The 24,489-nt window shown below is 71.8% G+C and carries 25 protein-coding genes; 20 read left to right on the forward strand and 5 right to left on the reverse strand.

Going from position 1 to position 24,489, the window contains the following annotated elements:
* The first annotated feature begins 73 nt into the window (after nt 1-73).
* Genes ACYVK5_RS08930 through ACYVK5_RS08940 form a run of 3 tightly spaced genes read left to right on the forward strand, consistent with a single transcriptional unit; the run spans nt 74 to nt 3,097 of the window.
* Entirely contained in the window at nt 74-1,078 is a 1,005-nt protein-coding gene (locus tag ACYVK5_RS08930; RefSeq protein WP_460703984.1) for a Bug family tripartite tricarboxylate transporter substrate binding protein, read from the forward strand.
* Entirely contained in the window at nt 1,075-1,602 is a 528-nt protein-coding gene (locus ACYVK5_RS08935) for a tripartite tricarboxylate transporter TctB family protein (protein ID WP_460703986.1), read from the forward strand. Before ACYVK5_RS08930 ends, ACYVK5_RS08935 begins: the two co-directional genes overlap by 4 nt.
* Nucleotides 1,595-3,097, forward strand: a complete 1,503-nt coding sequence (locus ACYVK5_RS08940; RefSeq protein WP_460703988.1) for a tripartite tricarboxylate transporter permease — start codon at nt 1,595-1,597, stop codon at nt 3,095-3,097. Before ACYVK5_RS08935 ends, ACYVK5_RS08940 begins: the two co-directional genes overlap by 8 nt.
* Nucleotides 3,098-3,109: 12 nt before the next feature.
* On the opposite strand, the gene ACYVK5_RS08945 is transcribed toward ACYVK5_RS08940, so the two are convergent.
* Nucleotides 3,110-3,682, reverse strand: coding sequence for a dihydrofolate reductase family protein (locus ACYVK5_RS08945; RefSeq protein ID WP_460703990.1), 573 nt, complete (start codon nt 3,680-3,682; stop codon nt 3,110-3,112).
* Between the two features lie 190 nt (nt 3,683-3,872).
* Here ACYVK5_RS08945 and ACYVK5_RS08950 point away from each other — a divergent pair, with 190 nt between their 5' ends.
* The 8 genes from ACYVK5_RS08950 (at nt 3,873) to ACYVK5_RS08985 (ending at nt 10,123) form a co-directional block, all read left to right on the forward strand.
* A complete protein-coding gene (locus ACYVK5_RS08950) occupies nt 3,873-4,547 on the forward strand; it encodes an HAD family hydrolase (protein WP_460703992.1) in 675 nt (224 codons plus the stop codon).
* Between the two features lie 26 nt (nt 4,548-4,573).
* The gene (gene phnD, locus ACYVK5_RS08955) at nt 4,574-5,575 is read left to right on the forward strand and encodes a phosphate/phosphite/phosphonate ABC transporter substrate-binding protein (RefSeq protein ID WP_460703994.1); all 1,002 of its coding nucleotides are present in this window, start codon (nt 4,574-4,576) and stop codon (nt 5,573-5,575) included.
* Between the two features lie 19 nt (nt 5,576-5,594).
* Complete coding sequence (phnC, locus tag ACYVK5_RS08960; RefSeq protein ID WP_460703996.1) at nt 5,595-6,398, forward strand: phosphonate ABC transporter ATP-binding protein; 804 nt, start codon at nt 5,595-5,597, stop codon at nt 6,396-6,398.
* Complete coding sequence (phnE, locus tag ACYVK5_RS08965; protein WP_460703998.1) at nt 6,395-7,198, forward strand: phosphonate ABC transporter, permease protein PhnE; 804 nt, start codon at nt 6,395-6,397, stop codon at nt 7,196-7,198. The genes phnC and phnE (ACYVK5_RS08965) overlap by 4 nt, the downstream gene beginning before the upstream one ends.
* The gene (gene phnE / locus ACYVK5_RS08970) at nt 7,195-8,055 is read left to right on the forward strand and encodes a phosphonate ABC transporter, permease protein PhnE (RefSeq protein ID WP_460704000.1); all 861 of its coding nucleotides are present in this window, start codon (nt 7,195-7,197) and stop codon (nt 8,053-8,055) included. Before phnE (ACYVK5_RS08965) ends, phnE (ACYVK5_RS08970) begins: the two co-directional genes overlap by 4 nt.
* Nucleotides 8,033-8,917 (forward strand): MurR/RpiR family transcriptional regulator, encoded by an 885-nt coding sequence (locus tag ACYVK5_RS08975; RefSeq protein ID WP_460704002.1) that lies wholly within the window; start codon nt 8,033-8,035, stop codon nt 8,915-8,917. The genes phnE (ACYVK5_RS08970) and ACYVK5_RS08975 overlap by 23 nt, the downstream gene beginning before the upstream one ends.
* Nucleotides 8,918-9,167: 250 nt before the next feature.
* On the forward strand, nt 9,168-9,374 hold the full coding sequence (locus ACYVK5_RS08980; protein WP_460704004.1) for an AbrB/MazE/SpoVT family DNA-binding domain-containing protein: 207 nt from the start codon (nt 9,168-9,170) through the stop codon (nt 9,372-9,374).
* Entirely contained in the window at nt 9,371-10,123 is a 753-nt protein-coding gene (locus tag ACYVK5_RS08985; protein WP_460704006.1) for a Fic family protein, read from the forward strand. The genes ACYVK5_RS08980 and ACYVK5_RS08985 overlap by 4 nt, the downstream gene beginning before the upstream one ends.
* A 9-nt stretch (nt 10,124-10,132) precedes the next feature.
* On the opposite strand, the gene ACYVK5_RS08990 is transcribed toward ACYVK5_RS08985, so the two are convergent.
* A complete protein-coding gene (locus ACYVK5_RS08990; RefSeq protein WP_460704008.1) occupies nt 10,133-10,486 on the reverse strand; it encodes a VOC family protein in 354 nt (117 codons plus the stop codon).
* A 336-nt stretch (nt 10,487-10,822) separates the two neighbouring features.
* Here ACYVK5_RS08990 and ACYVK5_RS08995 point away from each other — a divergent pair, with 336 nt between their 5' ends.
* The 3 genes from ACYVK5_RS08995 (at nt 10,823) to ACYVK5_RS09005 (ending at nt 17,034) form a co-directional block, all read left to right on the forward strand.
* Nucleotides 10,823-11,494: an AAA family ATPase gene (locus ACYVK5_RS08995; protein WP_460704010.1), complete on the forward strand. Its 672-nt coding sequence runs from the start codon at nt 10,823-10,825 to the stop codon at nt 11,492-11,494.
* Nucleotides 11,495-11,553: 59 nt separating this feature from the next.
* Nucleotides 11,554-15,057, forward strand: a complete 3,504-nt coding sequence (locus ACYVK5_RS09000; RefSeq protein ID WP_460704012.1) for an ATP-binding cassette domain-containing protein — start codon at nt 11,554-11,556, stop codon at nt 15,055-15,057.
* A 318-nt stretch (nt 15,058-15,375) separates the two neighbouring features.
* Nucleotides 15,376-17,034, forward strand: coding sequence for a vWA domain-containing protein (locus tag ACYVK5_RS09005; RefSeq protein ID WP_460704014.1), 1,659 nt, complete (start codon nt 15,376-15,378; stop codon nt 17,032-17,034).
* On the opposite strand, the gene ACYVK5_RS09010 is transcribed toward ACYVK5_RS09005, so the two are convergent.
* Nucleotides 17,035-18,327 carry an Nramp family divalent metal transporter gene (locus tag ACYVK5_RS09010; protein ID WP_460704016.1) on the reverse strand — a complete coding sequence of 431 codons (1,293 nt, stop codon included), beginning with the start codon at nt 18,325-18,327 and terminating at the stop codon, nt 17,035-17,037.
* 19 nt (nt 18,328-18,346) lie between these two features.
* Complete coding sequence (locus tag ACYVK5_RS09015) at nt 18,347-19,105, reverse strand: SDR family NAD(P)-dependent oxidoreductase (RefSeq protein ID WP_460704018.1); 759 nt, start codon at nt 19,103-19,105, stop codon at nt 18,347-18,349.
* A gap of 286 nt (nt 19,106-19,391) precedes the next feature.
* On the opposite strand from ACYVK5_RS09015, the gene ACYVK5_RS09020 reads away from it, so the two are divergent.
* The 6 genes from ACYVK5_RS09020 (at nt 19,392) to ACYVK5_RS09045 (ending at nt 23,558) form a co-directional block, all read left to right on the forward strand.
* Nucleotides 19,392-20,048, forward strand: a complete 657-nt coding sequence (locus tag ACYVK5_RS09020) for a choice-of-anchor P family protein (protein ID WP_460704020.1) — start codon at nt 19,392-19,394, stop codon at nt 20,046-20,048.
* Nucleotides 20,049-20,150: 102 nt separating this feature from the next.
* Nucleotides 20,151-20,408, forward strand: coding sequence for a hypothetical protein (locus ACYVK5_RS09025; RefSeq protein WP_460704021.1), 258 nt, complete (start codon nt 20,151-20,153; stop codon nt 20,406-20,408).
* 368 nt (nt 20,409-20,776) lie between these two features.
* Nucleotides 20,777-22,333: a phytoene desaturase family protein gene (locus ACYVK5_RS09030; protein ID WP_460704023.1), complete on the forward strand. Its 1,557-nt coding sequence runs from the start codon at nt 20,777-20,779 to the stop codon at nt 22,331-22,333.
* Nucleotides 22,334-22,402: 69 nt separating this feature from the next.
* The gene (locus ACYVK5_RS09035) at nt 22,403-22,777 is read left to right on the forward strand and encodes a YidH family protein (protein ID WP_460704025.1); all 375 of its coding nucleotides are present in this window, start codon (nt 22,403-22,405) and stop codon (nt 22,775-22,777) included.
* The gene (locus ACYVK5_RS09040; RefSeq protein ID WP_460704028.1) at nt 22,774-23,130 is read left to right on the forward strand and encodes a DUF202 domain-containing protein; all 357 of its coding nucleotides are present in this window, start codon (nt 22,774-22,776) and stop codon (nt 23,128-23,130) included. Before ACYVK5_RS09035 ends, ACYVK5_RS09040 begins: the two co-directional genes overlap by 4 nt.
* Complete coding sequence (locus ACYVK5_RS09045; RefSeq protein ID WP_460704030.1) at nt 23,127-23,558, forward strand: MarR family winged helix-turn-helix transcriptional regulator; 432 nt, start codon at nt 23,127-23,129, stop codon at nt 23,556-23,558. Before ACYVK5_RS09040 ends, ACYVK5_RS09045 begins: the two co-directional genes overlap by 4 nt.
* Here the strand turns inward: ACYVK5_RS09045 and ACYVK5_RS09050 are convergent.
* Nucleotides 23,551-24,486 (reverse strand): Ppx/GppA family phosphatase, encoded by a 936-nt coding sequence (locus ACYVK5_RS09050; RefSeq protein ID WP_460704032.1) that lies wholly within the window; start codon nt 24,484-24,486, stop codon nt 23,551-23,553. The two genes, ACYVK5_RS09045 and ACYVK5_RS09050, sit on opposite strands and share 8 nt — an antisense overlap.
* Between the last annotated feature and the right edge of the window lie 3 nt (nt 24,487-24,489).

Raw genomic sequence — 24,489 nt, forward strand, 5'->3', positions numbered from 1 at the left:
TCCTACGCTCACGCCGCAGTGGACCGAGAGCCGGCGACGTGGCAGGCCGGCCCACGCTTCTCGAGGAGGAGACATGCGCATCAGCCGAACCGGGGTCGCCCCGGTGGGAGCCGTCACCCTGGCACTGGCCCTCGCGGGCTGCGGCAGCCTGGAGGCAAACTCTGACGGCGACGACGCCGCCATCGACGAGCTCAGCATCGTGGTCCCCGCCGCGCCCGGCGGCGGCTGGGACCAGACGGGCCGCGCCCTGCAGGCCGACCTGCAGGCCGAGGGCCTGGTCGGCCGGGCCACCGTCACGAACGTCGACGGCGCCGGCGGCACCGTGGGCCTGGCGAACATCGCCAACGCCACCGACCCGCACACCCTGCTGGTGATGGGCCTGGTCATGGTCGGCGCCGTGGAGACCAACGAGTCCCAGGCCCGGATCGAGGACACCACGCCGATCGCCCGCCTCACCGAGGAGCAGGAGGTGATCGTGGTCCCGAAGGAGTCCCCGTACGAGACCCTCGACGACCTGGTGGCGGACATCGAGGAGAACGGCAAGGACGTCACCGTCACCGGCGGCTCGGCCGGCGGGGCCGACCACATCGTCGCCGGCATGCTGCTCAAGGCCGCGGGCATGGCCGAGGAGGACGTGGCCGACAACCTCAACTACGTCGCCTACTCCGGCGGCGGCGAGTCGCTCGCCGCACTCCTGGGCAACAAGGTCGACGCCGGCATCTCGGGCGTGGCCGAGTACGCCGAGCAGGTCGAGGCGGGCGAGCTGAAGGCGCTGGCCGTCTCCGGCGAGGAGCGCGTCGCGGCCCTCCCGGACACGCCGACCATCACGGAGTCCGGGTACGACGTCGTCCTCACCAACTGGCGCGGCGTCGTCGCGCCCGGGGACATCGACGACGCCGACCGGGAGGCGCTGACCGCCGCCGTCACCGAGATGGCCGAGTCGGACGCCTGGGCGGGCACGCTCGACGAGTACGGCTGGGACGACGCGTTCCTCGCCGACGACGAGTTCGACACCTACCTCACCGGCAACATCGCCGAGATCCAGGCCGTGCTCCAGGACATCGGGCTCGTCCGATGACCGAGCAGACCACCGCGCGACCGACCGAGCAGCGCCGCTGGGGCGAGCTCGTCCTCGCCCTGGCCACCGCGGCCCTCGGCGTGTACGTCCTGGCCGCCGCGGGAGGCATCGTCGTGCCGGGCTCCACCAACACGCTCGGCCCGCGCGCCTTCCCCTACCTGGTGGGCGCCATGCTCCTCGCGGTCGGGGCCGCGCTGACCGTGCTCGTGCTGCGCGGCCGGACCGGGCAGCAGGAGGAGGGCGAGGACGTCGACCCCGAGGTCCGCACCGACTGGCTCACCATGATCCTGCTCGTCGTGGCGCTCGTGGTGCACGTGTTCGTGATCAACGTGATCGGCTGGCCGTTCGCCGCCGCGCTCCTGTTCACCGGAGCGGCCGCCGCGCTGGGCGCGCGCCCCTGGTGGCGCGCCGCCGTGATCGGGCTCGTGCTCGGCCTCGTCATCCAGGCGGTCTTCGGCGGGGTGCTGGGCCTGTCGCTCCCGGCGGGCCCGCTGCTGGAAGGGGTGCCGTTCCTCCGTGGATAACCTCCAGGCACTGATGGACGGCTTCACCACCGTCCTGCACCCCGTCTACCTGCTGTACGCGCTGTTCGGCGTGTTCATCGGGACCGCCGTCGGCGTGCTGCCCGGCATCGGCCCGGCCATGACCATCGCCCTGCTGCTCCCGCTGACCTACACCATGGAGCCGACCGCCGCGATCATCGTCTTCGCCGGCATCTACTACGGCGGCATGTACGGCGGATCCACCACGTCCATCCTGCTCAACACCCCCGGCGAGTCCGCCTCGATCGTCACCGCGCTCGAGGGCAACAAGATGGCCCGCGCCGGGCGGGGGGCGGCGGCGCTCGCTACGGCCGCGATCGGCTCGTTCGTCGCCGGGTCGCTCGCCACGGTGGCGCTCACTTTCGTCGCGCCGTACGTCGCCCGGATGGCCGTGCAGCTCGGCGAGCCCGACTACTTCGCGCTCATGGTGGTCGCCTTCATCACCGTCGGCGCGCTGCTCGGCAGCTCCGTGCCGCGCGGGCTCGCGTCGCTCTCGCTGGGCCTGTTCCTGGGCCTGGTCGGCACCGACACCCTGACGGGGCAGCAGCGGTTCACCTTCGGCGTGCCCAACCTCGCGGACGGGATCGACGTCGTCGTGGTCGCCGTCGGCCTGTTCGCCGTCGGCGAGGCCCTGTACGTGGGGTCGCGGATGCGGCACGGACCGGTCGAGATCATCCCCGTCGAGAAGGGCTGGCGGGGCTGGATGAAGCGCGACGACTGGCGGCGTTCCTGGAAGCCGTGGCTGCGCGGCGCCGCCATCGGGTTCCCGGTGGGCACCATCCCGGCCGGCGGGGCCGACGTCGCGACGTTCCTCTCCTACGCCGCCGAGCGCCGCCTCGCGGGGAAGCAGCGGCGCAAGCAGTTCGGCAAGGGCGCGATCGAGGGCGTCGCGGGCCCGGAGGCGGCGAACAACGCCGCGGCGTCGGGCGTGCTCGTCCCGCTGCTCACGCTCGGACTGCCGACGACGGCGACCGCGGCGATCATCCTCGTCGCGTTCCAGTCGTACGCCATCCAGCCCGGACCGCTGCTCATGGTCAACGAGCCGGCCCTGGTGTGGGCGCTGGTCGCGAGCCTGTACATCGGCAACGTCATGCTGCTCGTCCTCAACCTGCCGCTGGTGGGCATGTGGGTGAAGGTGCTGCAGATCCCGCGGCACTACCTGTACGCGGGCATCCTCCTGTTCGGCGCGCTGGGTTCCTACGCGCTGAACTTCTCGCCCGTGGACGTGCTGCTCCTGGTGCTGGTGGGCCTGGCCGGGTTCATGATGCGCCGGTACGGTTACCCGGTGGCGCCGATGGTGGTGGGCATGATCCTCGGCCCGATGGCCGAGGACCGGCTGCGCCGCTCCCTCGCCATCAGCCAGGGCGACCTGACCTACCTGGTCACCAGCCCGTTCGCCGCCTCCGCGTACGCGGCGATCGCGGTGCTGCTCGTGCTGGGCGTCTGGCTGAAGCGGCGGGAGCGGGCGACGGTCTAGCCTTCGCGGGCGTCAGCGCTCGACCTCGAACACCTGCTTCTGGATGCCGTTGTCGTACACGTCGTGCTCGACGAGCCGGAGCTTCTGCGCCGGCTTGTCGGCGTCGCTGAACAGCGGCTTCCCCTGGCCCAGGAGCACCGGGAAGACGAGCAGGTGGTACGAGTCGATCAGTCCCGCGTCCGCGAGCGCGCGGGTGAGGCTGACGCTGCCGTGCACCTGGATCTCGTCGCTGCCGGACTCCTTGAGCCGCGCGACGTCGTCCAGCGAGCGCAGGATGGTGGTCTCGCCCCAGTTGTCGGTCAGGTCGTCCTCGGTGAGGGACGTGGAGACGACGTACTTGGGCAGGGTGTTGTACCGGGTGAACTCGTCCATGTCCGGCCAGACCGGCGCGAACATCTGGTAGCTCGTGCGGCCCAGGAGCAGGGCGCCGGCCTCCTCCTGCTCGCGGCCCTTGAGCTCGTAGGCCTCCGGGACGACGTCGACCGTCTTGAACGTCCACGCCGTGTCGTGCAGCGCGGGATCTCCGCCGGTCGGGTCGACCTTGCCGTCGAGCGAGACGAAGTGTGTGGCGACGATGGTGCTCATGGTGGTTCTCCTCGGGGTGTGACCTGGCCGCGGGATGCGGCGCGCTGTGGGGATGGACGAGGCGGGCGTGCGGAACTCATCGGTGGTGCCAGGACCCATTCTGTTACCGAGTGTTCATCGCGCTGTCGACGATTCGTCCATGAATCCGCGCTAGTTTGGACGCATCGTCCAGACCGGCAGTGGAGAGCGCGTGAGACCCAGCATCATCTTCGACTTCGACGGCACCCTCGCCGTCGGGCACGGCCCCGTCCTCGCCTACGCGAGGCTGCTCGCCCCGCGGGCGAACACGGGCTATCTCGCGCGGGTCGAGGCGGCGCTCGGCGAGCACGCGAAGGGCGATCTCACGTATCGCGACGGATACCACGTCGCCGCGGCGATCGCGGCCGCGGACGGGGTCGACGCCGCCGCGGCCGACACGGCGTATCGGCAGAGCCGCCGTCAGCTCGGCAGCGAGAACGCCCCCGTGAGCACGATGCCCGGCCTCGCGGACTTCCTCACGACGCTGCGCCCGCACGCCGACCTCCTGCTGGCGACCAATGCGCCACGCGACGGCATCGACACCGTGCTGGACGGCTGGGGCGCGCGCGACCTCTTCGACGAGCTGCACTTCCGGGTCGGCAAACCACAGGGGATCGTCGAGATCGCGCGCCGGGCGCTCGCCGCCGGCCCGGTGCTCTCCGTCGGCGACATCGCCGAGTACGACCTCGCGCCGGCAGCGGCGCTCGGCGCCGACACCGCCCTGGTCGGCGCGACGGCGGAGAGCTCTCCGGCATCGGTCACGATGCGCGGCGCGAGCCTCGCCGACCTCCGCACCGACATCGAAACCTGGGCCGCGACCGCGGCAGCCGGCGTCTCCGCCCCCTGAGGCGCCTCACCACCGAAAGGCAAACAATGCGCAAGTTCCTGCTCACCACGAGCGCCCTCGCCGTGGTCCCCCTCGCTCTGGCCGGCTGCGGCGGCACCTCCGACGCCTCCGGCTCGGGGGAACGGCCCGACTCCATCACCATCTCGCTCGTGCCGTCCGTCGAGGGCGAGGACCTCGCCGAGGCGCTCGACCCGCTCACGGCGTACCTCTCCGACGGGCTGGGCATCGAGGTGAACGGCGTCGTCGCCACCGACTACGCGGCGACGGTCGAGGCCCTCGGCGCCGACCAGGCACAGGTCGTCATCACCGACGCCGGATCGCTGTACCAGGCGACCGAGCAGTACGACGCCGAGCTGATCCTGCGCGACGTGCGTTTCGGCGCGACGTCGTACGCCGGGGTGGCCTACACCAACAACCCCGGCAAGTACTGCGCGGGCGAGCCGGTCAAGGCCACCTACGCCGCGAGCGGCGCCGAGCTGGCCTACTGCAACGGCGTCGAGGAGGCCGGGCAGGACGCCGGGGGCCAGGGCCCGGCGGGCACCGAGGCGTTCTCGAAGATCACCGACGGCACGAAGGTCGCCCTCCAGGCGGCCACCTCGCCGGCCGGCTACCAGTACCCGGTCGTTGCCATGCGGGACGCGGGGATCGACACCGACGCGGGGATCACGCAGATCCCCGTCGAGGGCAACAACAACGCCGTGCTGGCCGTCCACAACGGCGACGCCGAGGTCGGGTTCGCCTACTGGGACGCCCGCACCACCGTGCTCGAGGAGGCTCCGGGCGTGGCCGACGACGTCGTGGCCTTCGCCTACACCGAGATGATCCCCAACGGCGGGGTCGCCGTCGCGCCGTCGCTGCCCGACGACCTGGTCGCCGAGCTGACGACGCTGATGGACGACTACGCCGGCTCCTCCGACGAGGCCGCGGACGTGATGTTCGACCTCGTGGGCCTGTCGGACTGGACGGCCGAGACGTCCGACGAGGAGATCGCCCGCTACGGCGAGATCCTCCAGCAGTTCGCGAACTGAGCGCCAGGGGAGAATCCGGATGCACACTGACACGTCGTCGTCCACGTCATGGCATGTCGCGCTCGACGGCGTGTCAGTGACCTATCCGAACGGCACGAAGGCACTGCGGGACGTCTCGCTGCGGATCGAGCCGGGGGAGATGGTCTCGGTCGTCGGGCTGTCGGGCTCCGGCAAGTCGACGCTCATCCGCACGATCAACGGCCTGGTGCGCGCGACGAGCGGGTCGGTCACGGTCGGCCCCTACGACGTCGCCACGTTGCGCGGGCGGCGTCTGCGCGCGGCCCGCGGGCACATCGGCATGATCTTCCAGGGGTTCAACCTGGCCGAGCGCGCCGATGTGTTCCACAACGTGCTCGTCGGGAGCTTCGCCTGGACACCCGCGTTCCGGACGATGCTGGGCCTGCCGACGGCGGACGACCGCCGTCGTGCCCTGCACGCGCTCGACTCCGTCGGGATGCTCGAGAAGGTGTGGACCCGCGCGGACGCGCTCTCCGGCGGGCAGAAGCAGCGCGTCGCGATCGCCCGGGCCCTCATGCAGGAGCCGAGCATCATGCTGGCCGACGAGCCCGTCGCGAGCCTCGACCCGCCGACGGCGCACTCCGTGATGGGCGACCTGCGCCGGATCAACCAGGAGCGCGGCCTCACCGTGCTGGTCAACATCCACCTCATGGATCTCGCACGGCAGTACACGACCCGCATGATCGGGCTGCGTGCGGGCGGGATCGTCTACGACGGGCCCGCGGGCGAGGCGACGGACGCCGACTTCGAGCAGATCTACGGCCGTCCCGTGCGGGCCGCGGACCAGCTGGGCGTGCACCCGTGACGGCCACCGACCTCGTCGTGCCGCCGCGGCCCCGGAACCACCTGCGCACGGCGCTCGTCGTCGCGGGGTTCGCCGCGTTCACGGTCGCCACCTGCGTGCCCGCGATCGGGGGCATCGACCTGGACCTCGCGGCCATCGCGCAGCACTGGCGCAACGGCGCCGGGAAGATCGCCCAGTTCCTCCAGCCCGACTTCACGTTCTTGCCCCGGACCCTCGGGCCCTTGCTGGAGACGCTCCAGATGGCGCTGGTGGGCGCGGCGTTCGCCGCCGTCGTCTCCGTGCCGCTGACCCTGTGGGCGGCCGCGCCGACGAACCCGAACGGGCTGACCCGCCGGGCCGTGCGCGCCGTCGTCAACGTGGTGCGCGCGGTGCCCGACCTCGTGTACGCCACGGTGCTGGTGGCCATGCTCGGTGTGGGGGTCCTGCCGGGCGTGGTCACCCTGTTCCTGTTCGACCTCGGGATCATCGTCAAGCTCGTCTCTGAGGCGATCGACTCCGCCGACCACGGCTACATGGAGGCCGGCCGCGCCGCCGGCGGCACCCAGGCGCAGATCAACCGCGTCACCGCACTACCGCAGTCGTGGCCCCTGTTCGCCGGGCAGTGGCTGTACACCCTCGAACTCAACGTCCGCATCTCGGCGATCCTCGGCATCGTCGGCGCCGGCGGCATCGGCCGCCTGCTCGACGAACGCCGCGCGTTCTACGCCTACGACGACGTGTCCGTCATCGTCCTGGAGATCCTCGTGGTCGTCATCGCCATCGAGGTGTGCTCCAATCTGCTGCGCAGGAGGCTGGTATGACGAACCTCGCCACCGCTCCGGCGGCCACCCCCACGGCGGACGGGCCGCTTCCCGTACCCCCGCGCCCCTCCCGGCTGTGGCCCACCGTGATCGCCCTGGTCGTGGGCACCGTCATTCTGCTCTCGACGATCGACCTGAAGATCGCCTGGAGCGACCTGCCGTCGCTGCCCGGCAAGGTCTGGGACTACCTGGTGCTCATGTTCGGGGCCCCGAACTGGGAGAAGCTGCCGCGCGCCCTGTTCGAGACGTGGCGATCGATCTCCATGGCGTGGATCGGCGCCATCGGCTGCGTCGTCGTCTCCATTCCGCTCGGCATGCTCGCGGCGCGCGGCGTCGGACCGGCCTGGCTGCGCACGACCCTGCGAGGACTGTTCGCCGTGATCCGCGCCGTGCCCGAGGTCATCTTCGCGCTGATCCTGCTCACCGTCACCGGGCTCACCCCGCTGACCGGCGCGCTCGCCCTCGGCATCGCCGGCATCGGCACCCAGGGCAAGTGGGTGTACGAGACGATCGAGTCGGTGCAGGAGGGCGCCTCGGAGGCGGTCCGCGCCGCGGGAGGCAGCACCGCCGAGGTCACCCGGTGGGCGCTGTGGCCGGCCGCCGCACCGTCGTTGCTGTCCTCCGCGCTGTACCGGTTCGAGATCAACATCCGCACGTCCGCCGTGCTCGGCCTCGTCGGCGCGGGCGGGATCGGCAGTATGCTCTCGAACTACACCAACTTCCGGCAGTGGGACACGGTCGGCATGCTGCTGATCGTCGTCGTGGCGGCGACCATGATCATGGACGCGATCTCCGGAGCCATCCGCCGGCGCATCATGAAGGGGGCAACGGTCCGTGGCCTGGCAAGGAGCGCCTGACGCCCCGCCGACGGCGCGCATCCTCTCCCTCGCGCCGTCCCTGCAGCCCACCGAACGGCGCGTGGTCGACGCGATCGCCGCCGACCGCGCCACGACCGTCGATCGCACGGCCCAGGAACTGGCCGACGCCGTCGGCGTCGGACGCACCACGGTCATCCGCGCGGCACAGTCCCTCGGCTACGACGGCTACCCGCAACTGCGCGTCGCCCTCGTCCAGGAACTCGCCCACGAGCAGACCTCCCACGGGATCGACGACACCCCCGCCTCCCTCACGGGCACCGTGCGCGCCGGGGCGGAGCGCTTCGGGGCGCGGCTGGGACACGCGATGTCCGCGCTCACCGAGGAGGCGCTCGCCGAGTTCCTCCGCACGCTCGACGAGGCCGAGCGGGTGCTCGTCATCGCCAACGGGCTCTCCAGCCCGCTCGGCCTGGACATGGTGCTCCGCCTCAACGCGGCAGGGCGCCCGGCCGAGCAGCTCATGGACGCGATGTCAGAGCAGATCGCGGCGCGGCAGCTCGGGGCGGGGGCCGCCGCCGTCGTCTTCTCGGGTTCCGGCGCGAGCCGGGTCACGCTGGAGTCGATGCGCGCGGCGCGGGCCGGCGGGGCGAAGGTGCTGGTGGTCACGTCGTTCTCTGGCTCGGCCGTCGCCGAGCTGGCGGACGTCCTGCTCGTCGTGCCGCCGATCACCGAGGGCTTCCACGACGAGCTCATCCACACCTCGCGGGCGGCGCTGATGCTGCTCACCGAGCAGCTCGTCGACCTCCTGATCACCCACCGCGGGGAACGAGGCCGCGACGCGCGTGCCGCCTCGCTGTCGGTGCTCGGCGGGTCGCTCCAGGAAGCGGCCACGCCACGCCCATAGGTGGCCCGCCAGGTGGCATGGCGGACGACGGCGAGCCGGCCGGCGTCGTCGGGGACCGCGTCCCGGATCGCGAGCCCGCTCACGATGTGCTCTCACCTTCGGTCATGCGGTTGCCTCCTTGGTGGTCGCCGGTGGATTGCCAGTGTCCTGCACGCGAGGTTTGTGTCGTAGTTTTTCTGGCTCCGGTCGGACCGCCGCTCGCCCGCGAGGCGCACCACGTCCTGTACGAACATGCTGCTAGCCTGTTCGTATGAGGAAGAAGGTCGTCACCATCGGCAACTCCACGGGCATCACGATCAGCCCGGCCGAGTTGCGCGCGCTGGGCCTGAACGCGGGTGACCCCGTCGAGGTGACCGTGCAGGGCGGGGTGCTCGAGGTGAAGCCCGTGAACAAGTACGAGGGCCTCGGGCTGGACGAACTGGTCGGCATCATCAACAGCCGACGGACCCGTCGATGACCTGGGATCATGAGCAGTTCCGGATCGAGGTGCAGCAGTCCGCGGTGCTGACGCCCGACTACGCCGACGACGTGCTGGTGCGGCTCGCCCACCACTCCTCGGCGATCGAGGGAAACACGCTCTCCCTGTCGGACACCATCACGCTTCTGGTCGACGAACGAACGCCGGCGGCGGGCACCCCGATCCGCGAGCTGTACGAGGTGGCGAACCACCGCCAGGCGATGGCCCGGATCCTGCGAGCCGTCGCCGACGACGAGCCGATCTCCTCCGGCCTCGTCCTCGACCTCCACAGGGCTCTGATGGATCACCTGGCTCACGACGTCGGACAGTTCAAGACCTCCGACAACGTCGTCACTGGTGCGTCATGGAAGCCGGCGCCGCCCTCACGGGTGCCGGGCCTCGTCCACCAGTGGGCCGACCAGACGGAGTGGCAGACGGCGAATCTCGACGACCGAGCTCTGCTGGAGGCGGTCGCGGACGCGCACATCGCGTTCGAGCGGATCCACCCGTTCAGCGACGGCAACGGCCGGACCGGACGGGCGATCATCGCTCTGCAGACGATCCGCCGGTTCGGGTTCCCGGCGATCGTGCAGTTCGACCAGCGGTCGTCGTACATCGCCATGCTCGACGCGCAAGACGTTTCGGGCCTCGCCACGCTCCTCGCGGCCGGCCTCGCGGCGGAGAGCGAACGCCCAGGGGCGGTTCCGGCGGCGAACGAATCGGGAGATGCTCGTCCGGAAGCCCGGTGACGTCTTCGGTCAGGCGGGCTGCCACAGCTCGATCCGGTTGCCCTCCGGATCGGTGACCCAGCCGAATCGGCCGACACCCTCCATGTCCTGCGTCTCCTCCGTTACGTCCGCGCCCTTGGCGCGCAGTTGCGCGAGCATCGCGTCCAGGTCGCGGACCCGGAAGTTGAGCATGGTCTGCTGGGCGCGGGATCCGAAGTAGTCCGTCTCGGACTCGAAGGTCGCGAAGACGGTCGGCCCGGCCTCCTGGTGCCAGACGTCGTTCTCCTCGGGGTTCAGGCCCAGACAGTCGCGATACCACGCGATCAGGGCCGTCGGGTCGGCCGCCCGCAGGAAGTAGCCACCAATTCCCAGTACACGCTCCATGCCGTCATGCTGCCAGGACAGAGCCGGACGGCGCCGACCGAATCGCCGAACGTCGCAGGCGCTCGACGAGCGGACTCCCGAGGACCCTTGACGCCGCACCCTGAGTGCGCCGGTGTCCGCCGAACCGCAGAGCGAGGACGGTTTCCGTCGCCGAGGCGCAGCGACACGCCGACAATTCCCGGTGTTCTCGGCGTGTCCCTGCGGTTTGACGGCGGTCGGCGGGCGCTGGCTGCGGTTCGGCTGTGGTTCGCCGACGCCGACCGACGCACGATTGCGGTTCGCGACGAACTGCAACCGACTTCCACCACGAATCTCAGGCGCAGCCAGGGTCTCCGCATGGCCCGCCTGATCCTGCTCAACGGTGCGCCCGGATCGGGGAAGTCGACGCTGGCAGAATTGCTGGCGCACGATCGGCCCTTGACGCTGCCGCTCGACGTGGACGGCATCAAGCACTCCCTGGGCAACTGGAGCGAGGACACCCAGGCATCCGGTCTGCACGCCAGGAGGCTGGCTCTCGCAATGGCCTACGAGCAACTCAGGAGCGGGCACGACGTGATCGTCGGCCAGTATCTGGCTCGGACCGACTTCATCGAATCCTTGGAGCGGCTGGCCGAGGAATGCGGCGCGACGTTCGTCGAGTGCATCCTCGACCTGGGACCCACGGCCCTCGCCCGGCGACTGGCCGAGCGGTCAGCTGCTCCGACCCGCACAGAACACCGGATCAACAACGCCCTGGTCGGACCCGAGGATGCTGAACGCCTCGTGGAGTCACTGGAAGAAGTCCGGCAGAGCCGGCCGGACGCGGTCGAGGTCAACGCAGAGGGCTCGGTCCGGGCAACTCTCGAACTGCTACGAGCCGCGCTGCGACAGCCGCACGTGGGGGCAGAGCCCGGCGACACCCTCGCGCCGCCGGTCGCGCGAACCGTGTGGCCGGGCCGCGTGGCGCCCGATGCCGCAGACCTGCCACAGAAATGCCCTGGGCAGCAGCGAGGATCCGGGTTGGAATAGGCGACGCGCCCCCTCGCACCCCCCACCGTTCAAGACGCCACACGATCAAGGAGACCGCGTTGCCGAGGTACTCGAAGAGGGCGCGGCCCGGCGGCCGGCCCGGCGGCTCGTGGCGCGGCTACCTGATGCGGGCCCTGGCGCCGGTGGTGCCGCTGACGATGGCTCTGGCGGGCATCGACGCGTGGCTCGCCGTCGTCACCGGGGATCTTGTCGCGATCCCGTCGCTGGAGCGGTTCTGGATGTTCGCCGGACTGACGGCCACGACGATCGTCGGCGGCGTGATCGTCACGGGATGGTGGCGTGTCGTGGCGGCGCGTGGTGAGTCCCGGCTGCGCGGCGAACTGCTGGCGGTCACGTTGCGCCGGACGCTGCCCGACCTGGAGGAACAGGCCATCGGGTCGTTGCTGGAGCGCACCGACGACGATCCGCGCGCCCTGTTCTCGGCGTTCCGCCGGCTGGGGGAGGTGGCGTTCTACGGCTTGGTCGGAGCCGTCGTCGCGTGGGTGGCCGCGGGGGTGGCGTGGTGGCCGGCGTGGTGGCTGTTCCCCGTCGTCGGCGCGCTCGCGCTGCTGACGGTCCGGGGAACCGGGGCGCGGATCACGGCGGCAACGACGGCCGCGGAGGAGGCGTGGTCCGACTCGGCCGCGCAACTCGAGGAGGCGGTGGCCGCGAGGGACGACATGCGGGCCGTGGGCGGCCAGCCATTCGTCCTGCGCAGGTTCGCCCGGGCGGGTGCCGCCGCGATCCGCGCCCAGCTCGCGGCGTCGATCCTTTCGGCGCGGTTCTCGCTGCGCCTGTCGCTGGTGATGGCCGGGCTGACGGCGGTGGTCGTGCTGGGCGGCGTGGCGGCCGTCCGGGACGGCGGGCTGGAGGTGGCGCGGTTCGTCACGCTCTTTCTCCTGGTCGCGATGTTCGTGCGGAGACTTCACACGCTGACGAGCCTGCTGCCGCAGATCCAGGAAGGCCTCGGGACCCTCGCCCGCGTGCGGGGCATGCTCGACGCCGCACAGGAGCCGGCACTCGGGGGACGGCTCGGCGAGGCCGGCGGCGCGCCCGGGGCGCGGATCGACGTGCGGGACCTGACGTTCACCTACCCGGCCGCGGACGGCGACGGGTTCAGGCTCGGCCCGGTCTCCCTGTCCCTCCCGGCCGGACGCACCGTGGCCCTGGTGGGCCGTACGGGGTCGGGCAAGACCACCCTGACCAAGGTCCTGTCCCGGGCGGTCGAGCCTCCGGCCGGCAGCGTGCTCCTCGACGGCGTGGACGTGCGGGACCTGGACGTGGAGCACCTGCGCGGCACCGTCGGGGTGGTGGGTCAGCGCACGGAGATCCTGTCCGGGACGCTGCGGCAGAACATCGCGCTGTTCGGTGACGTCCCGGCCGAACGGGTCGGGGCCGCGATCGCGGCGCTCGGCCTGACCGGCTGGGTGGACGGGCTCCCCGACGGGCTGGACACGGTCCTCGGGCCGCGCGGGGTGATGCTCAGCGCCGGGGAGGAACAACTGGTCGCGTTCGCACGGCTGCTGGTCCGCGACGTGCGCGTCGTCGTGCTCGACGAGGCCACCGCACGCATGGACCCGTACACCTCCCGGACCGTCACGCACGCCGCGCGCGGCCTGCTGGCCGGACGCACCGGCATCGTCGTCGCCCACCGGCTCGCCACGGCGCGGGTCGCCGACACCATCGCCGTCATGGACCACGGACGGATCGTCGAGCACGGCACCTGGGACGAGCTGGCCGCCGGGGACGGGCGGTTCGCCGCCCTCGTCGAAGCCGACGGCACCGCCGCGACACGGGACGACGACGCGGCCCCGGCCGCGCACGCGCACGGCGCCGTCCGCACCCGGGCACACGACACCACGCGGCCGCGCGCCGGCTCAGCGCGCGTCCCGGTCGGCAGGACGGCGACGCGAGCCGCCCTGACCCGCCCCCGCTGGTGGATCCCCGCCGAACTCCTGATGTGGCTCGACGACGTCGTCGGCTCCGGCAGCGCGGTCGCCGGGTGGGTGTGGGCCGCGCTCGTCACCGCACTCATGGCCGGGGCGAATCCCTGGTGGCCCGCGGCCGGGGTGATCGCCGCCGCCCTGTTCAGCAGCGTGGTCTACTACCTGGAGACACGTCCCAGGACGATGCTGTGGACCGAGGGCCGCCTGAGGGTCAGGCTGGCTATCCTGCGCGGCCAGACCGGTCACGCCCCGGTCGAACGGCCGTCTCCCGGTGAGGTCACCGCCCGCACGCTCGAGGAGTACCGGCTCCTGGTCCTGTCCCGGACCGCGCGCGAGTTCGCCTTCGGCCTCACGACCCTGGCCGTCCTGGGCGGGGTGTCCGGCAGCCCGATCGCCGTGGCCATCGCGGCCGGCGTCGTGGGCGTCTCGGCGGGCGCCGCGGGACTGGGCGCCCGGCTCGTGGGCGATACGGCGCGGCTGGCCGGCGATGCTCGCGCGGCGTTCGGGCGTGCCCTCGGGTCGGTGCTCGAGGCCGTCCGCACGATCAAGCTCTCCGGCGCGACCGGCGCCGCGCTGGCCCACCTGCGCCGGCAGGACGCCGAGCGGGTCGCCGCGGCCCAGCGCGAGGACCGTGTCTCCTACCTCGTCTGGCAGGCGCCCTGGCTGGTCTCACGGTCCGCGACCGTCCTGGTGTGGTGGCTCCATGTCGCCGGAACCTGGTCGCTGACCACGACGCTCGTGGTCTACACGGCAATCGGCGCCTACGGATGGGTCGGCGCCACCGCCGGGAACGTCGTCACCCGCATCCCGGTCGCCCGCCGCTGGACCGACGTCGCCACCCGCCTCGCCGGGACGAGCGACCTCGCCGCCGTACCGGCCGACGTGGACCTCGTCCGCGGGACGCACCGGACCTCGGCCGCGACCGTCCCGGTCGGCCCGCTCGCCCGGCTCCGCCTGGCCGGGGTGAGCGCCGTGCACGACGACGGCACGATCGGCGTGCGTGACGTCCACCTCGAGATCCGGCCCGGCCAGACGGTCCTCGTCGTCGGACGTGTCGGCGCCGGGAAGTCGTCGCTGCTGGCCGGGCTCGCCGGGCTCGTCCGCCTGGACGGCGCCGTCACCTGGAACGAGACGCGCCTGACCGGTATGGCCCGGCTGGCCGGGACCAGGACCGCGTTCGTGGGGCAGGTGCCCCGGATCGTGTCCGGCACGGTCGCCGAGAACGTCCACCTCGATCACGACCGCGCCGTGGCCTCGTCGCTCGTCACCGCGCAGCTCGACGAGGACGTCAGCGAGGCTGGCGGGCACGGCACCGTCGTCGGACACCGCGGTCTGAGGCTGTCCGGGGGCCAGGTCCAGCGCCTCGCGCTCGCCCGCGCCCTCGCGGCCGACCCTGACCTGCTGGTCGTCGATGACGTCTCCTCCGCCCTGGACGCCGGTACCGAGGCCGCCCTCTGGACGGCGCTGCGGGCATCCGGCAGGACGATCGTGGGCTCCTCCTCCCGTGCCGCGACCCTCGACGCGGCCGACCACGTCGTCGTGCTCGACCACGGACGACAGGTCGACGCCGGCCTCTGGGACGCCCTCCGCACCAGATGGGGACACCTGGCCGGGTGAACGGGTGCACAGGCTCAGTGGTCCGTGACGACCTTCGTCCCGTCCGACTTGTCCTCCGTGAACCCGTCCACGACGGTCCCGTCGGTGGTGCGCGCCTCGTAGACGAGCTCGTCGTCGCTCACGGACACCACCTGGTACGTCTGCGTCTCGCCGTACTGCGCCCGCAGCCGGGATGAACTTCCGGTGAACGCTGCGTTCTGGCGGGCATGTCGGATATGGGTGGCCGGATCGGGCGTGCCACCATGACGCAGGTCAGGGCGCGTTCGTCCGGTGCGGAGGCCGGGGCGGCGCGCCTCGTCTCGCGTGGAAGGCTCTGGCATGAACAAGGTCGTCGTGGCGGCCGGGACGACGGTCGTGATCATCGTCGTCGTCTTCCTGGTCCTGGTGGCCCAACGCAACGCCTACAGCCCGCACGCCCCTGTGACCCTCACCGTGCTCGCCGGCTCCGAGCTGGAGAGCGTCATCGAGAACGACGAGGTCGCCGAGGACCTGCGCCGCTCCACCGGCGTCACGCTCGTCCCCACCTACGAGGGCACGCTCCAGGGCGCCGAGACCGTCGTCAGCGGGTCGCCGACGTGCGACGACGACGGCGAACCCGCCGACTGCGACCTGGCCTGGTTCTCGTCCGACCGCTACATGAACCTGCTGTGGGACCAGAAGAAGGCGGAGAACCCGGCGGCGCGCGAGCCGTGGAGCGACAGCACCGGCGAGACGGGCCGGTCCCCGGTCGTGCTCGGCGTCAGCCCGGGCGCCGCCCAGCGCCTCGGCTGGGAACAGGGCACCACGGTGCCGTGGACGACGATCGCGGAGACGGCCCGGCAGGGCGACCTGTCGTTCTTCATGACGAACCCGGCGTCGTCCAACTCCGGCTTCTCGGCACTGGTCAGCGTCGCGTCCGCGTTCGACGGCGGCGTCTCGCCGATCACCGTCGAACAGGTGGACGACGACGCCGTGACCGGCTTCTTCTCGGGACTCGTGCGCACGGCGGGCAGTTCCGGCTGGCTGGCCGACGAGTTCGTCGCGCGGCAGGGCGAGGCCGACGCGATCGTCAACTACGAGTCCGAGCTGGTGGCGCTGAACGAGTCCGGCGACCTGGCCGAGGACCTCGTGATCGTCTACCCCGACGCCGCCGTCTACTCCGACTACCCGCTCACGCTGCTGGACGCCGAGCAGGGCGAGCTGTTCGAGCGCATCGACGAGTGGCTCTCCGAGACCGAGACGCAGGAGCTGCTGACCCGGGTGTCGTACCGGCGCCCGCAGACGGCCGGCGCGGCCCTGCCGGACCCCGCCATCCCCCGGGCCGACCCGGCACCCGTGGCGCTGCCGGAGGACCTGAACACGGCCGACCGGCTGATCGCCAACTACCTGAAGGACTACCGCGACCCGGCGAACGTGGTCTACGTGCTCGACGACTCCCGGTCCATGGCGGGCACGCGGCTGAACCAGCTGCAGCAGGCCTTCGGCGACCTGACGGGCAACGACACGTCCGTGACCGGGAACTTCACGCGGTTCCGCCAGGGCGAGCGGGTCGCGATCCTGCCCTACGCGACCGAGCCGGGCGACCTCGTGACCTTCGATCTCCAGGACCCCGAGGCGGACCCGGCCGAGCTCGACCCGATCCGGGACGCCGTGCGCGCGCTCCGCGCCCAGGGCGGCACCACCGCCGTCTACGAGAGCCTTGCCCAGGCGTACCGCGAGATCCTCGACGACCCCACCAACGAGGGCTACTACACCTCCGTCGTCCTCATGACTGACGGCGAGAACAACCGCGGCATCTCGCTCGACGAGTTCGAGGCGGCGTACCACGACGAGGGCTGGGCCGGGCTCGGCGTGCCGACGTTCGTCGTCATGCTGGGCGACGACGAACGAGCGCGCACCGACGTCGCCCGGCTCGCCGAGACGACCGGCGGCCGGGTCTTCGACGTCGCGGAGAGCTCGATCGGCGAGGCCTTCAAGGAGATCCGCGGGTACCAGTGATCAGAACCCGAGCGTCGGCAGCGGCACCACCTCGCCGAGGGCGCTCGCGAGCTGGTTGTAGCCGAGCAGGAGGAACATCGCCGCCACGGCCGCCAGGATCACGTTGACCCACCAGCGGTTGCGCCACCGGCGCGGCACGCTCGACGAGTTGTTCAGGAACAGCAGGGTGATCGCCAGGAACGGCATGAACAGCGAGCCGAGCGCGCCGTAGGCGATGACCAGGGCGATGGGCCGGTCCAGGAACAGCAGCCCCATCGGCGGGACGGTCAGCCACAGGATGTACGCGCGGTAGTAGAGGCCGCCGGCGCCGCGGCGACGGTCGTCGGCGGGCAGGCCGCGCGACGTCGCGACGAAGTCGGCGAACATCAGCGACACGCCGTGCCAGACCCCGAGCACCGAGGAGAACGTGGCGGCCGCGAACCCGATCAGGAAGACGGGGGCCATGAACGCGCCGTAGCGGTCCGCGAGGATGGCGGACAGGTCCACGAGCCCGGCGCCGCCGTCCTCCACCGTGATCCCCGAGGAGTACAGCAGCTCGGCGCCGACGATCAGCATGGCGATCACGAAGATCCCGGACATCACGTACGCCCAGGCGTTGTCGATGCGCATGACCCGCATCCAGCGCGGCGTGGACCACCCCTTCTCGGCGAGCCAGTACCCGTAGGCGGCGAGCGTGATGGTGCCGCCCACGCCGCCCGCCAGGCCGAGCGTGTAGATCACGCCGCCCTCGGGGATCCGGGGCACGAGCCCGCTCACGATGCCGCCGAGGTGCGGCGTCGTCAGGATCGCCGAGCCGACCACCGTCAGGAACATGACGCCCACCAGGACGGCGACGATGATCTCGAACGGCCGGTACTTGCCGAACCAGACCAGCAGCAGGCCCGCGACGCCGGCCGCCATCGCCCACCACCGCAGCTCGACGCCGGGCATGAGCCCGTTCAGCGCCAGCCCGGTCGCGGACATCGCCGCGGCGCCGAAACTGAAGCCCCACAGCACGATGTAGATGCCGAAGTAGATCGTGGCCCACCGCCCGAGCTGCTTCCAGCCGTCGAAGATCGTGCGGCCGGTCGCGAGCGTCCACCGCCCCGCGCCCTCCACCAGCACGATCTTGATCAGCACGCCGACGACGGCCGCCCACAGCAGGGCGTAGCCGTACTGGCTGCCGGCCACCATCGTGGCGACGAGGTCGCCGGCCCCGATGCCGGTGGCGGCGACGACGATGCCAGGGCCGATGATCTTCCAGCGAGGCGCCGCATCGGTTGTATCCAGAGTGACCTCATTGTCCATTTTCATCCGGTGACTGTACCGGGCATCACCGCTCCGGGAACATGGTCTGGAGCGGACCGGCGAGGATGCCGCCGTCGACCGGGAGGGTGACGCCGGTGATCCAGGCGGCGTCGTCGGACACGAGGAACGCGATGGCGGCCGCGATGTCCTCGGGCTCCCCGACCCGGCGGAGGGGATAGAGGGGAGCGAGGCGCTCGAGCGCCCCGTCCTGGGAGTCCCAGACCCGCGTGCGGACGGTGCCGGGCGCGACCACGTTGAAGCGGATGCCCGCCGGGCCGTAGCGGACGGCGTAGTTCCTCGCGAGCACCGACAGACCGGCCTTGGCGGCCGAGTACGGCTCGTCGCCGAACGCCGCGAGGCCGTTCACCGAGGAGACCATGACGACGGCGGGGCGCGGGGACTCGCGCAGCAGCGGCAGCGCGGCGCGGACGCACCGCATGGTGCCGGTGAGGTTGAGGTCGACGAGCCGGCTCCACTGCTCGTCCGAGACCTCCTCCGGATCCGGGGTCGGAACCGACCCGCCGGCGACCGTGACGAGCTGGTCGAGGCGTCCGAAGGCGGACCGCGCGGCGTCGGCGGCGGCATCCACCGAGTCGCGGTCGTGGATGTCGCAGGCGGTCGCGAGGGCGCGTGTCCCGAGGTCGCGGGCCAGGGCCCGCGCGGCGTCCGTGTCGTGGTCGGCGACGACGACCGTGGCGCCGTCGCTGTGCAGACGCCGGGCGGTCGCGGCGCCGATGCCGTGGGCCGCGCCGGTCACGAGAGCCACCGTGCCATCGAAGTTCATGCGGTCAACCTAGTCCGCCCGGGTCCGTCGCCGCGAGGGCGCCAACGGGCGAAAAAGCTGATCTCGTCTGCGGCAATGGCGGTTTCAGCGGCGATGCATGAAATCGTCTCCAACAACGCGAGTCGCGCTTTGTCCAGCCATGCGGGCGATACGCGGAATGGGTGATGCGTCGGAAGATAATGGCGCGTCGCGGTGCGCAAGGTGCTGATCTGTTGCCCAGTTCCCCCCGGACCGGTTCGCCACGACGCATGTCCGTAAGAAGCAACTCCATGGGGAGGAATATCGAATGCGAATGATCAAGCTGGTGCCGGTCGTGGCACTGCTCGTCGGGTCGGCCGTGGTGCCGGCGACGGCTCAGGCCATCGAGGGCGAGGCCACGGCGGAGGCTGCCGCTGAGTACTACAACGGCCAGGCCTACGGCGCTGCCGTCGACCTGCTCGGGGCGGTCGTCCTGCCGGCGCAGCCGGACACCGGTGAGGTCTCCACGTCCGAGGACGTGGTCGTGGACCCGGGTTGCACGGTGTCGGTCGAGTCCAGCCTGCTCGACGCCGGTGTTCTGTGCCCGAGCGTGTCCGTCGACACGGCAACCGACACCGTGGTCTCCGAGACCACGATCGAGGAAGCCTCGGTCAACGTGCTCGGCACCCCGGCGATCATCGTCGAGGACCTGACGGCGACCGCTGTCGCCTCGTGCGACAGGGTGTCGGGTGATGTCGACCTGACGCTGCGGATCGGCAACGAGACCATTCTCGTGGACGACCCGAACGTCGCGATCCAGATCCCGGGTGGCGAGATCGTCGTCAACAAGCAGGTGCCCACCGAGATGGGTACCGGCATTGCCGTGACCGCCGTGGTCGTCAAGCTCGACGGCCTGGCGGACATCACGATCGGCCACGCCGAGGCTTCGGCCCACGGCTGCATGTCGACGCCGCCGGAGAGCTGAACCTAGCTCCTCGAGAGTGAACGCCGCGCCCTCGCGGTGAGTCCGATGCCGAGCATGTGCATCGAGCTCACCGCGAGGGCGCGGTCGTGGAATACTGCCGGCGTGGACTTCGAAGCGTTCTCCACCGAGGTGCTGAGCGGGCTGGCCGGAGGTCTGCTCGCGGCGTTCGCCGGGGCGCTGCTGTTCCGGTTCGGACGGCGCGCCGTCTGGCCGATCCTCGGCGCCAGTGTCGTCGCGAGCGCGGTCCTCGGCTGGATCGCCCTCGAGACCCGCGACAACGGCTACGTCCTCGCGGCCGCGCTGGTCCTGCTCGGCGGGCTGATCGGCTGCGCGACGGTCCTGCTGCGTGCCGAGCCCTGACCTGACGCGACGCCGGGGCACCCCTGGTGAGGGATGCCCCGGCGTCGGTGCGAGGTCTGGGCGGATCAGAGCGGGAGGGGGAGGCCCGGCAGCTCCGGCAGTGCGATCGGCAGCCCCAGGCTGGAGAGGAGTGCGGCAATGGCCGCGAGGATTCCGTCCAGAATACCCATGATGTTTCTCCTTCGTGTTGGACCGGCGGCCTTATCACGCTGCCGCCTGATATCAAGGTAGACGCGCCGATCATTTGAAGAGCTTCACAGCGCGAACATGCGACAACCTGAGAAGTTGACGTAATGGGTATGGCGTTCATGACGTTCACGTCTAATGCAGGTAAGACAACCACAACCGTGATACGCGACAATGGCGATATGATCACTCCCTACGATGTCGTCATCGCCGGAGGCGGGCACAACGGCCTGACCGCCGCCGCGTACCTGGCGCGGGTCGGCCTGTCGGTGGCCGTCCTCGAACGCCTGGACCGGACGGGCGGCGCCGCCGTCTCCGCCCGCGCCTTCCCCGGGCACCCGGCCCGGCTCTCCCGGTACTCGTACCTGGTCTCCCTGCTGCCCGCGCAGGTGGTGCGCGAGCTCGGGCTCGACCTGCGGCTGGCGCCGCGCGTCACGGCGTCGTACACGCCCGTGGTCCGCGACGGCGTGCCGGGCGGTCTGCTCGTGGAACGCCCGGAGGGCGCCGCGACGGCCGCCTCCTTCCGGTCCGTGACGGGGTCCGACGCCGCGTACGAGGCGTGGCGCGCGTTCTACGCGTCGGTCGGCGAGCTGGCCGGCGTGATCGCTCCCACCCTCACCGCGCCCCTGCCCCGGGAACGGGAACTGCGCGCGCAGGTGGACGCCGAGATCTGGCGGGACCTCGTGGAGCACCCGCTCGGCGAGGCCGTGGAGCGCCGCTTCCGCGACGACACGGTGCGGGGCGTCGTCGCGACGGACGCCCTCATCGGGACGTTCGCGAGCCTGCACGCCGACTCGCTGGTGCAGAACCGGTGCTTCCTCTATCACCTGATCGGGAACGGGACGGGGGAGTGGGAGGTTCCGGTCGGCGGCATGGGCGCCGTCACCGGCGCCCTGGCCAGGGCCGCGGAGGCGGCGGGCGCGGAACTGGTGACCGGCGCGGAGGTCACGGCGATCCACGCCGGGGACGACGGCGCCGAGGTGCGGGTCGCCGGGCGGACGCTGCGGGCGCGGTTCGTGCTGGCGAACGTTGCGCCCTGGGTGCTGTCGGGGCTGCTCGGCGAGGTCCCGGATCCGTCGGACAAGCCGGTCGGCGCACAGCTCAAGGTGAACCTCCTGCTGGACCGGCTGCCCCGGCTCAGGTCCGGCGAGGATCCGCGGGTCGCCTTCGCCGGCACGCTCCACCTCGGCGAGGGCTACCGCGAGCTGGAGACCGCGTACGCCGAGGCCGCGGCCGGCCAGGTGCCGAGCCGCATGCCCGGAGAGGTCTACTGCCACTCCCTGACCGACCCGACGATCCTCGGCGACGTCCCCGCGGGTACCCACACGCTCACCTACTTCGGCCTGCACCTGCCCGCCACCCTGTTCGACGACCCCGCCACCCGCGAGCAGCGCAAGGCCGAGGCCGTGGCGCGTGCGATCGCGTCCCTCGACGAGCACCTGGTGGACCCGATCGCGTCCGTGGTCGCCCGCGACGCCGACGGGGCGCCCTGCATCGAGGCGAAGATCCCGCAGGACATCGAGGCCGACCTGAACATGCCGGGCGGGCACATCTTCCACGGTGACCTCGCCTGGCCCTGGGCCGGTGACGAGACCGACCTCGCCGGCCCCGCGGCCCGCTGGGGCGTGGCCACGGACCACCCCGCCGTGCTGCTGTGCGGCTCGGGCGCACGGCGCGGCGGCGCCGTCTCCGGCCTCGGCGGCCACAACGCGGCCCGAGCGGTCCTGGAGTCGGTGTGACGGCGGCGGTTCCGTATGCTGGAATTCCCGTGTCAGCAGAGTAGTGAGCCCGTACGGAAGGGACGACCAGTGAGGCCCGAGCGCCGTCTGCCCCGCCGTATCTACGGCCACGGCGACGAGCCCGACGTGCGCTTCTCGCTGGCCAACGAGCGCACCTTCCTCGCGTGGATCCGCACGGCGCTGGCGTTCATCGCCGGCGCCGTGGCGCTGGAGGCGCTGGCCACGCCGCTCGATCCGACACTACGGCTGATCGCGTCCCTGATCCTCGTCGCCACCGGGATCGCCCTGGTCTGGGAGGCCTGGTTCGGCTGGGTGCGCACCGAGCAGGCGCTGCGCCACCAGCGCCCGCTGCCGTCGCCGCTGTCCGCGCTGCCGGCCGTGATCGGCCTGTTCGTCGTCGCCGTGCTGGTCGGCGCCGCCCTGATCGTGGGGCCGACGCCGTGAGCTATCCGTGGGACGCGGGTCTCCAGCCCGAACGCGCGGAGCTGGCCTGGCGGCGTACGGTCCTGACCGTCACGGCCGGGACGGTCCTCGCGGCGCGCTACCTGGGACAGAGCCACCACGTGCTCGGCCTGCTGCTGCCCCTGCTGGCGCTGGCCGGCGGGCTCGTCCTGCTCCGGGTCGGCACGCTGCGTTTCCGCACGCTCAACGCCCGGCTGCGCGCCGCGGGCTCGCAGCCGGTGGAGCCGGTGATGCCCGGCGCCGCCATGCTCGGGCTCCTGGCGGCGATGTGCCTGCTCATCGGCGCGGTGTCGACGGTGTTCATCGTCGCGACGGCTCTAAGGTGTAGGGCGTGAACGCGCGCCTCGCCTCCGACCTGGCCGACGCCTTCGTGCTGTTCCACGAGGCGATCGGCGTCCGGCGCGGCCTGTCGGCCGGTGACCACAAGGCCCTGAGCGTGATCGAGCGGTGCGGCCCGCTGGCCGCGAGCGAGCTCGCCGAGCAGACCGGCCTCACCGCCGGCGCGGTCACAGGGCTGGTGAACCGCCTGGTCGAGGGCGGCTACGTACGCCGCGAGCCGTGTCCGACGGACGGGCGCCGCGTGCTGATCTCGAGCACCGGGGCGCCCACCGACCCGGTGCTCGCCGACGCGCTCGCGACCCTGGAGCGCGAGGCGTCGGCCCTGGTCGATGCGTATGACGAGCACCAGCGGGCTGCCGTCGTCGGCTGGATCACCGCGATGACCGAGCGCCTGCACGCGCAGTCCCGCCGCCTGGTCAGATAGCCCCGCGGTGCGGCATCGTGTCCAGCCGCTCCAGGATGACGCCCTCGCGCAGCGCCCACGGGCAGATCTCCAGCTCGGACAGGTCGAAGATGTCCATGCACGCCTCCGCGACGAGCGCGCCCGGCACGATCTGGTGCGCCCGCCGCGGCGACACGCCCGGCAGCGTGGCGAGCTGCTTGTGCGTCATCCCGGCGAGCTTCGGGATCCACTCGCGCAGCGCGTCCAGCGGCAGCACCCGGCGCGCGAGCAGTCCTTCGGCCTCGGGCGCCGCGCCGCAGATCCGGGCCAGGGAGCGGAACGTCTTGGAGGTCGCCACCGACCGGTCCGGGCGGCCCTGGCGCAGGAGGTTGCCCGCGTCCTGCGCGATGTCGACGCGGATCCGGCGGCGCAGCGCCCGCACCTCCGTCTCGTCGCCCGGCTGTTCCATCGATCGGGCCAGGCGGGCCGCGCCGAGGGGGAGGGACCAGGCGACGTCGGGCAGCTCGTCCTTGCCGGCGGCGATCTCCAGCGACCCGCCGCCGATGTCGAACACGGCCAGCCGCCCGGCCGACCAGCCGAACCAGCGGCGCGCGGCGAGGAACGTCAGCCGTGCCTCGTCCTCGCCCCGGAGCACCTCGATCCGGGTCCCGGTGCGCTCGGCAACGGTGTCGAGCACCTCGTCCGCGTTGACGGCGTCGCGTACCGCCGACGTCGCGAACGCCAGCAGGTCGGCGCAGCCCCGGTCCTCCGCGATGCGGATCGACTCCGCGGTGAACTCGGCCAGCGCGTCGATGCCCGACGGTGTGACCGCGCCCGCCGCGTCGAGGTGCTCCGCCAGCCGCAGGGGCTCCTTGTACGACGACGCCGGCAGCGGGGCGGCCCCGCCGTGGGCGTCGACCACGAGGAGGTGGCCGGTGTTGGAACCGATGTCGAGGACGGCCAGTCGCATGGG

This window comes from Myceligenerans halotolerans, assembly GCF_054782975.1.

Bases quoted from the DNA above. Each gene is read 5' to 3' on its own strand.
- ACYVK5_RS08930 (WP_460703984.1), top strand. From the start codon at position 74: ATGCGCATCAGCCGAACCGGGGTCGCCCCGGTGGGAGCCGTCACCCTG.
- ACYVK5_RS08935 (WP_460703986.1), top strand. From the start codon at position 1,075: ATGACCGAGCAGACCACCGCGCGACCGACCGAGCAGCGCCGCTGGGGC.
- ACYVK5_RS08945 (WP_460703990.1), bottom strand. From the start codon at position 3,682: ATGAGCACCATCGTCGCCACACACTTCGTCTCGCTCGACGGCAAGGTC.
- phnD (WP_460703994.1), top strand. From the start codon at position 4,574: ATGCGCAAGTTCCTGCTCACCACGAGCGCCCTCGCCGTGGTCCCCCTC.
- phnC (WP_460703996.1), top strand. From the start codon at position 5,595: ATGCACACTGACACGTCGTCGTCCACGTCATGGCATGTCGCGCTCGAC.
- phnE (WP_460704000.1), top strand. From the start codon at position 7,195: ATGACGAACCTCGCCACCGCTCCGGCGGCCACCCCCACGGCGGACGGG.
- ACYVK5_RS08980 (WP_460704004.1), top strand. From the start codon at position 9,168: ATGAGGAAGAAGGTCGTCACCATCGGCAACTCCACGGGCATCACGATC.
- ACYVK5_RS08985 (WP_460704006.1), top strand. From the start codon at position 9,371: ATGACCTGGGATCATGAGCAGTTCCGGATCGAGGTGCAGCAGTCCGCG.
- ACYVK5_RS08990 (WP_460704008.1), bottom strand. From the start codon at position 10,486: ATGGAGCGTGTACTGGGAATTGGTGGCTACTTCCTGCGGGCGGCCGAC.
- ACYVK5_RS08995 (WP_460704010.1), top strand. From the start codon at position 10,823: ATGGCCCGCCTGATCCTGCTCAACGGTGCGCCCGGATCGGGGAAGTCG.
- ACYVK5_RS09005 (WP_460704014.1), top strand. From the start codon at position 15,376: ATGAACAAGGTCGTCGTGGCGGCCGGGACGACGGTCGTGATCATCGTC.
- ACYVK5_RS09010 (WP_460704016.1), bottom strand. From the start codon at position 18,327: ATGAAAATGGACAATGAGGTCACTCTGGATACAACCGATGCGGCGCCT.
- ACYVK5_RS09015 (WP_460704018.1), bottom strand. From the start codon at position 19,105: ATGAACTTCGATGGCACGGTGGCTCTCGTGACCGGCGCGGCCCACGGC.
- ACYVK5_RS09020 (WP_460704020.1), top strand. From the start codon at position 19,392: ATGCGAATGATCAAGCTGGTGCCGGTCGTGGCACTGCTCGTCGGGTCG.
- ACYVK5_RS09030 (WP_460704023.1), top strand. From the start codon at position 20,777: ATGATCACTCCCTACGATGTCGTCATCGCCGGAGGCGGGCACAACGGC.
- ACYVK5_RS09050 (WP_460704032.1), bottom strand. From the start codon at position 24,486: ATGCGACTGGCCGTCCTCGACATCGGTTCCAACACCGGCCACCTCCTC.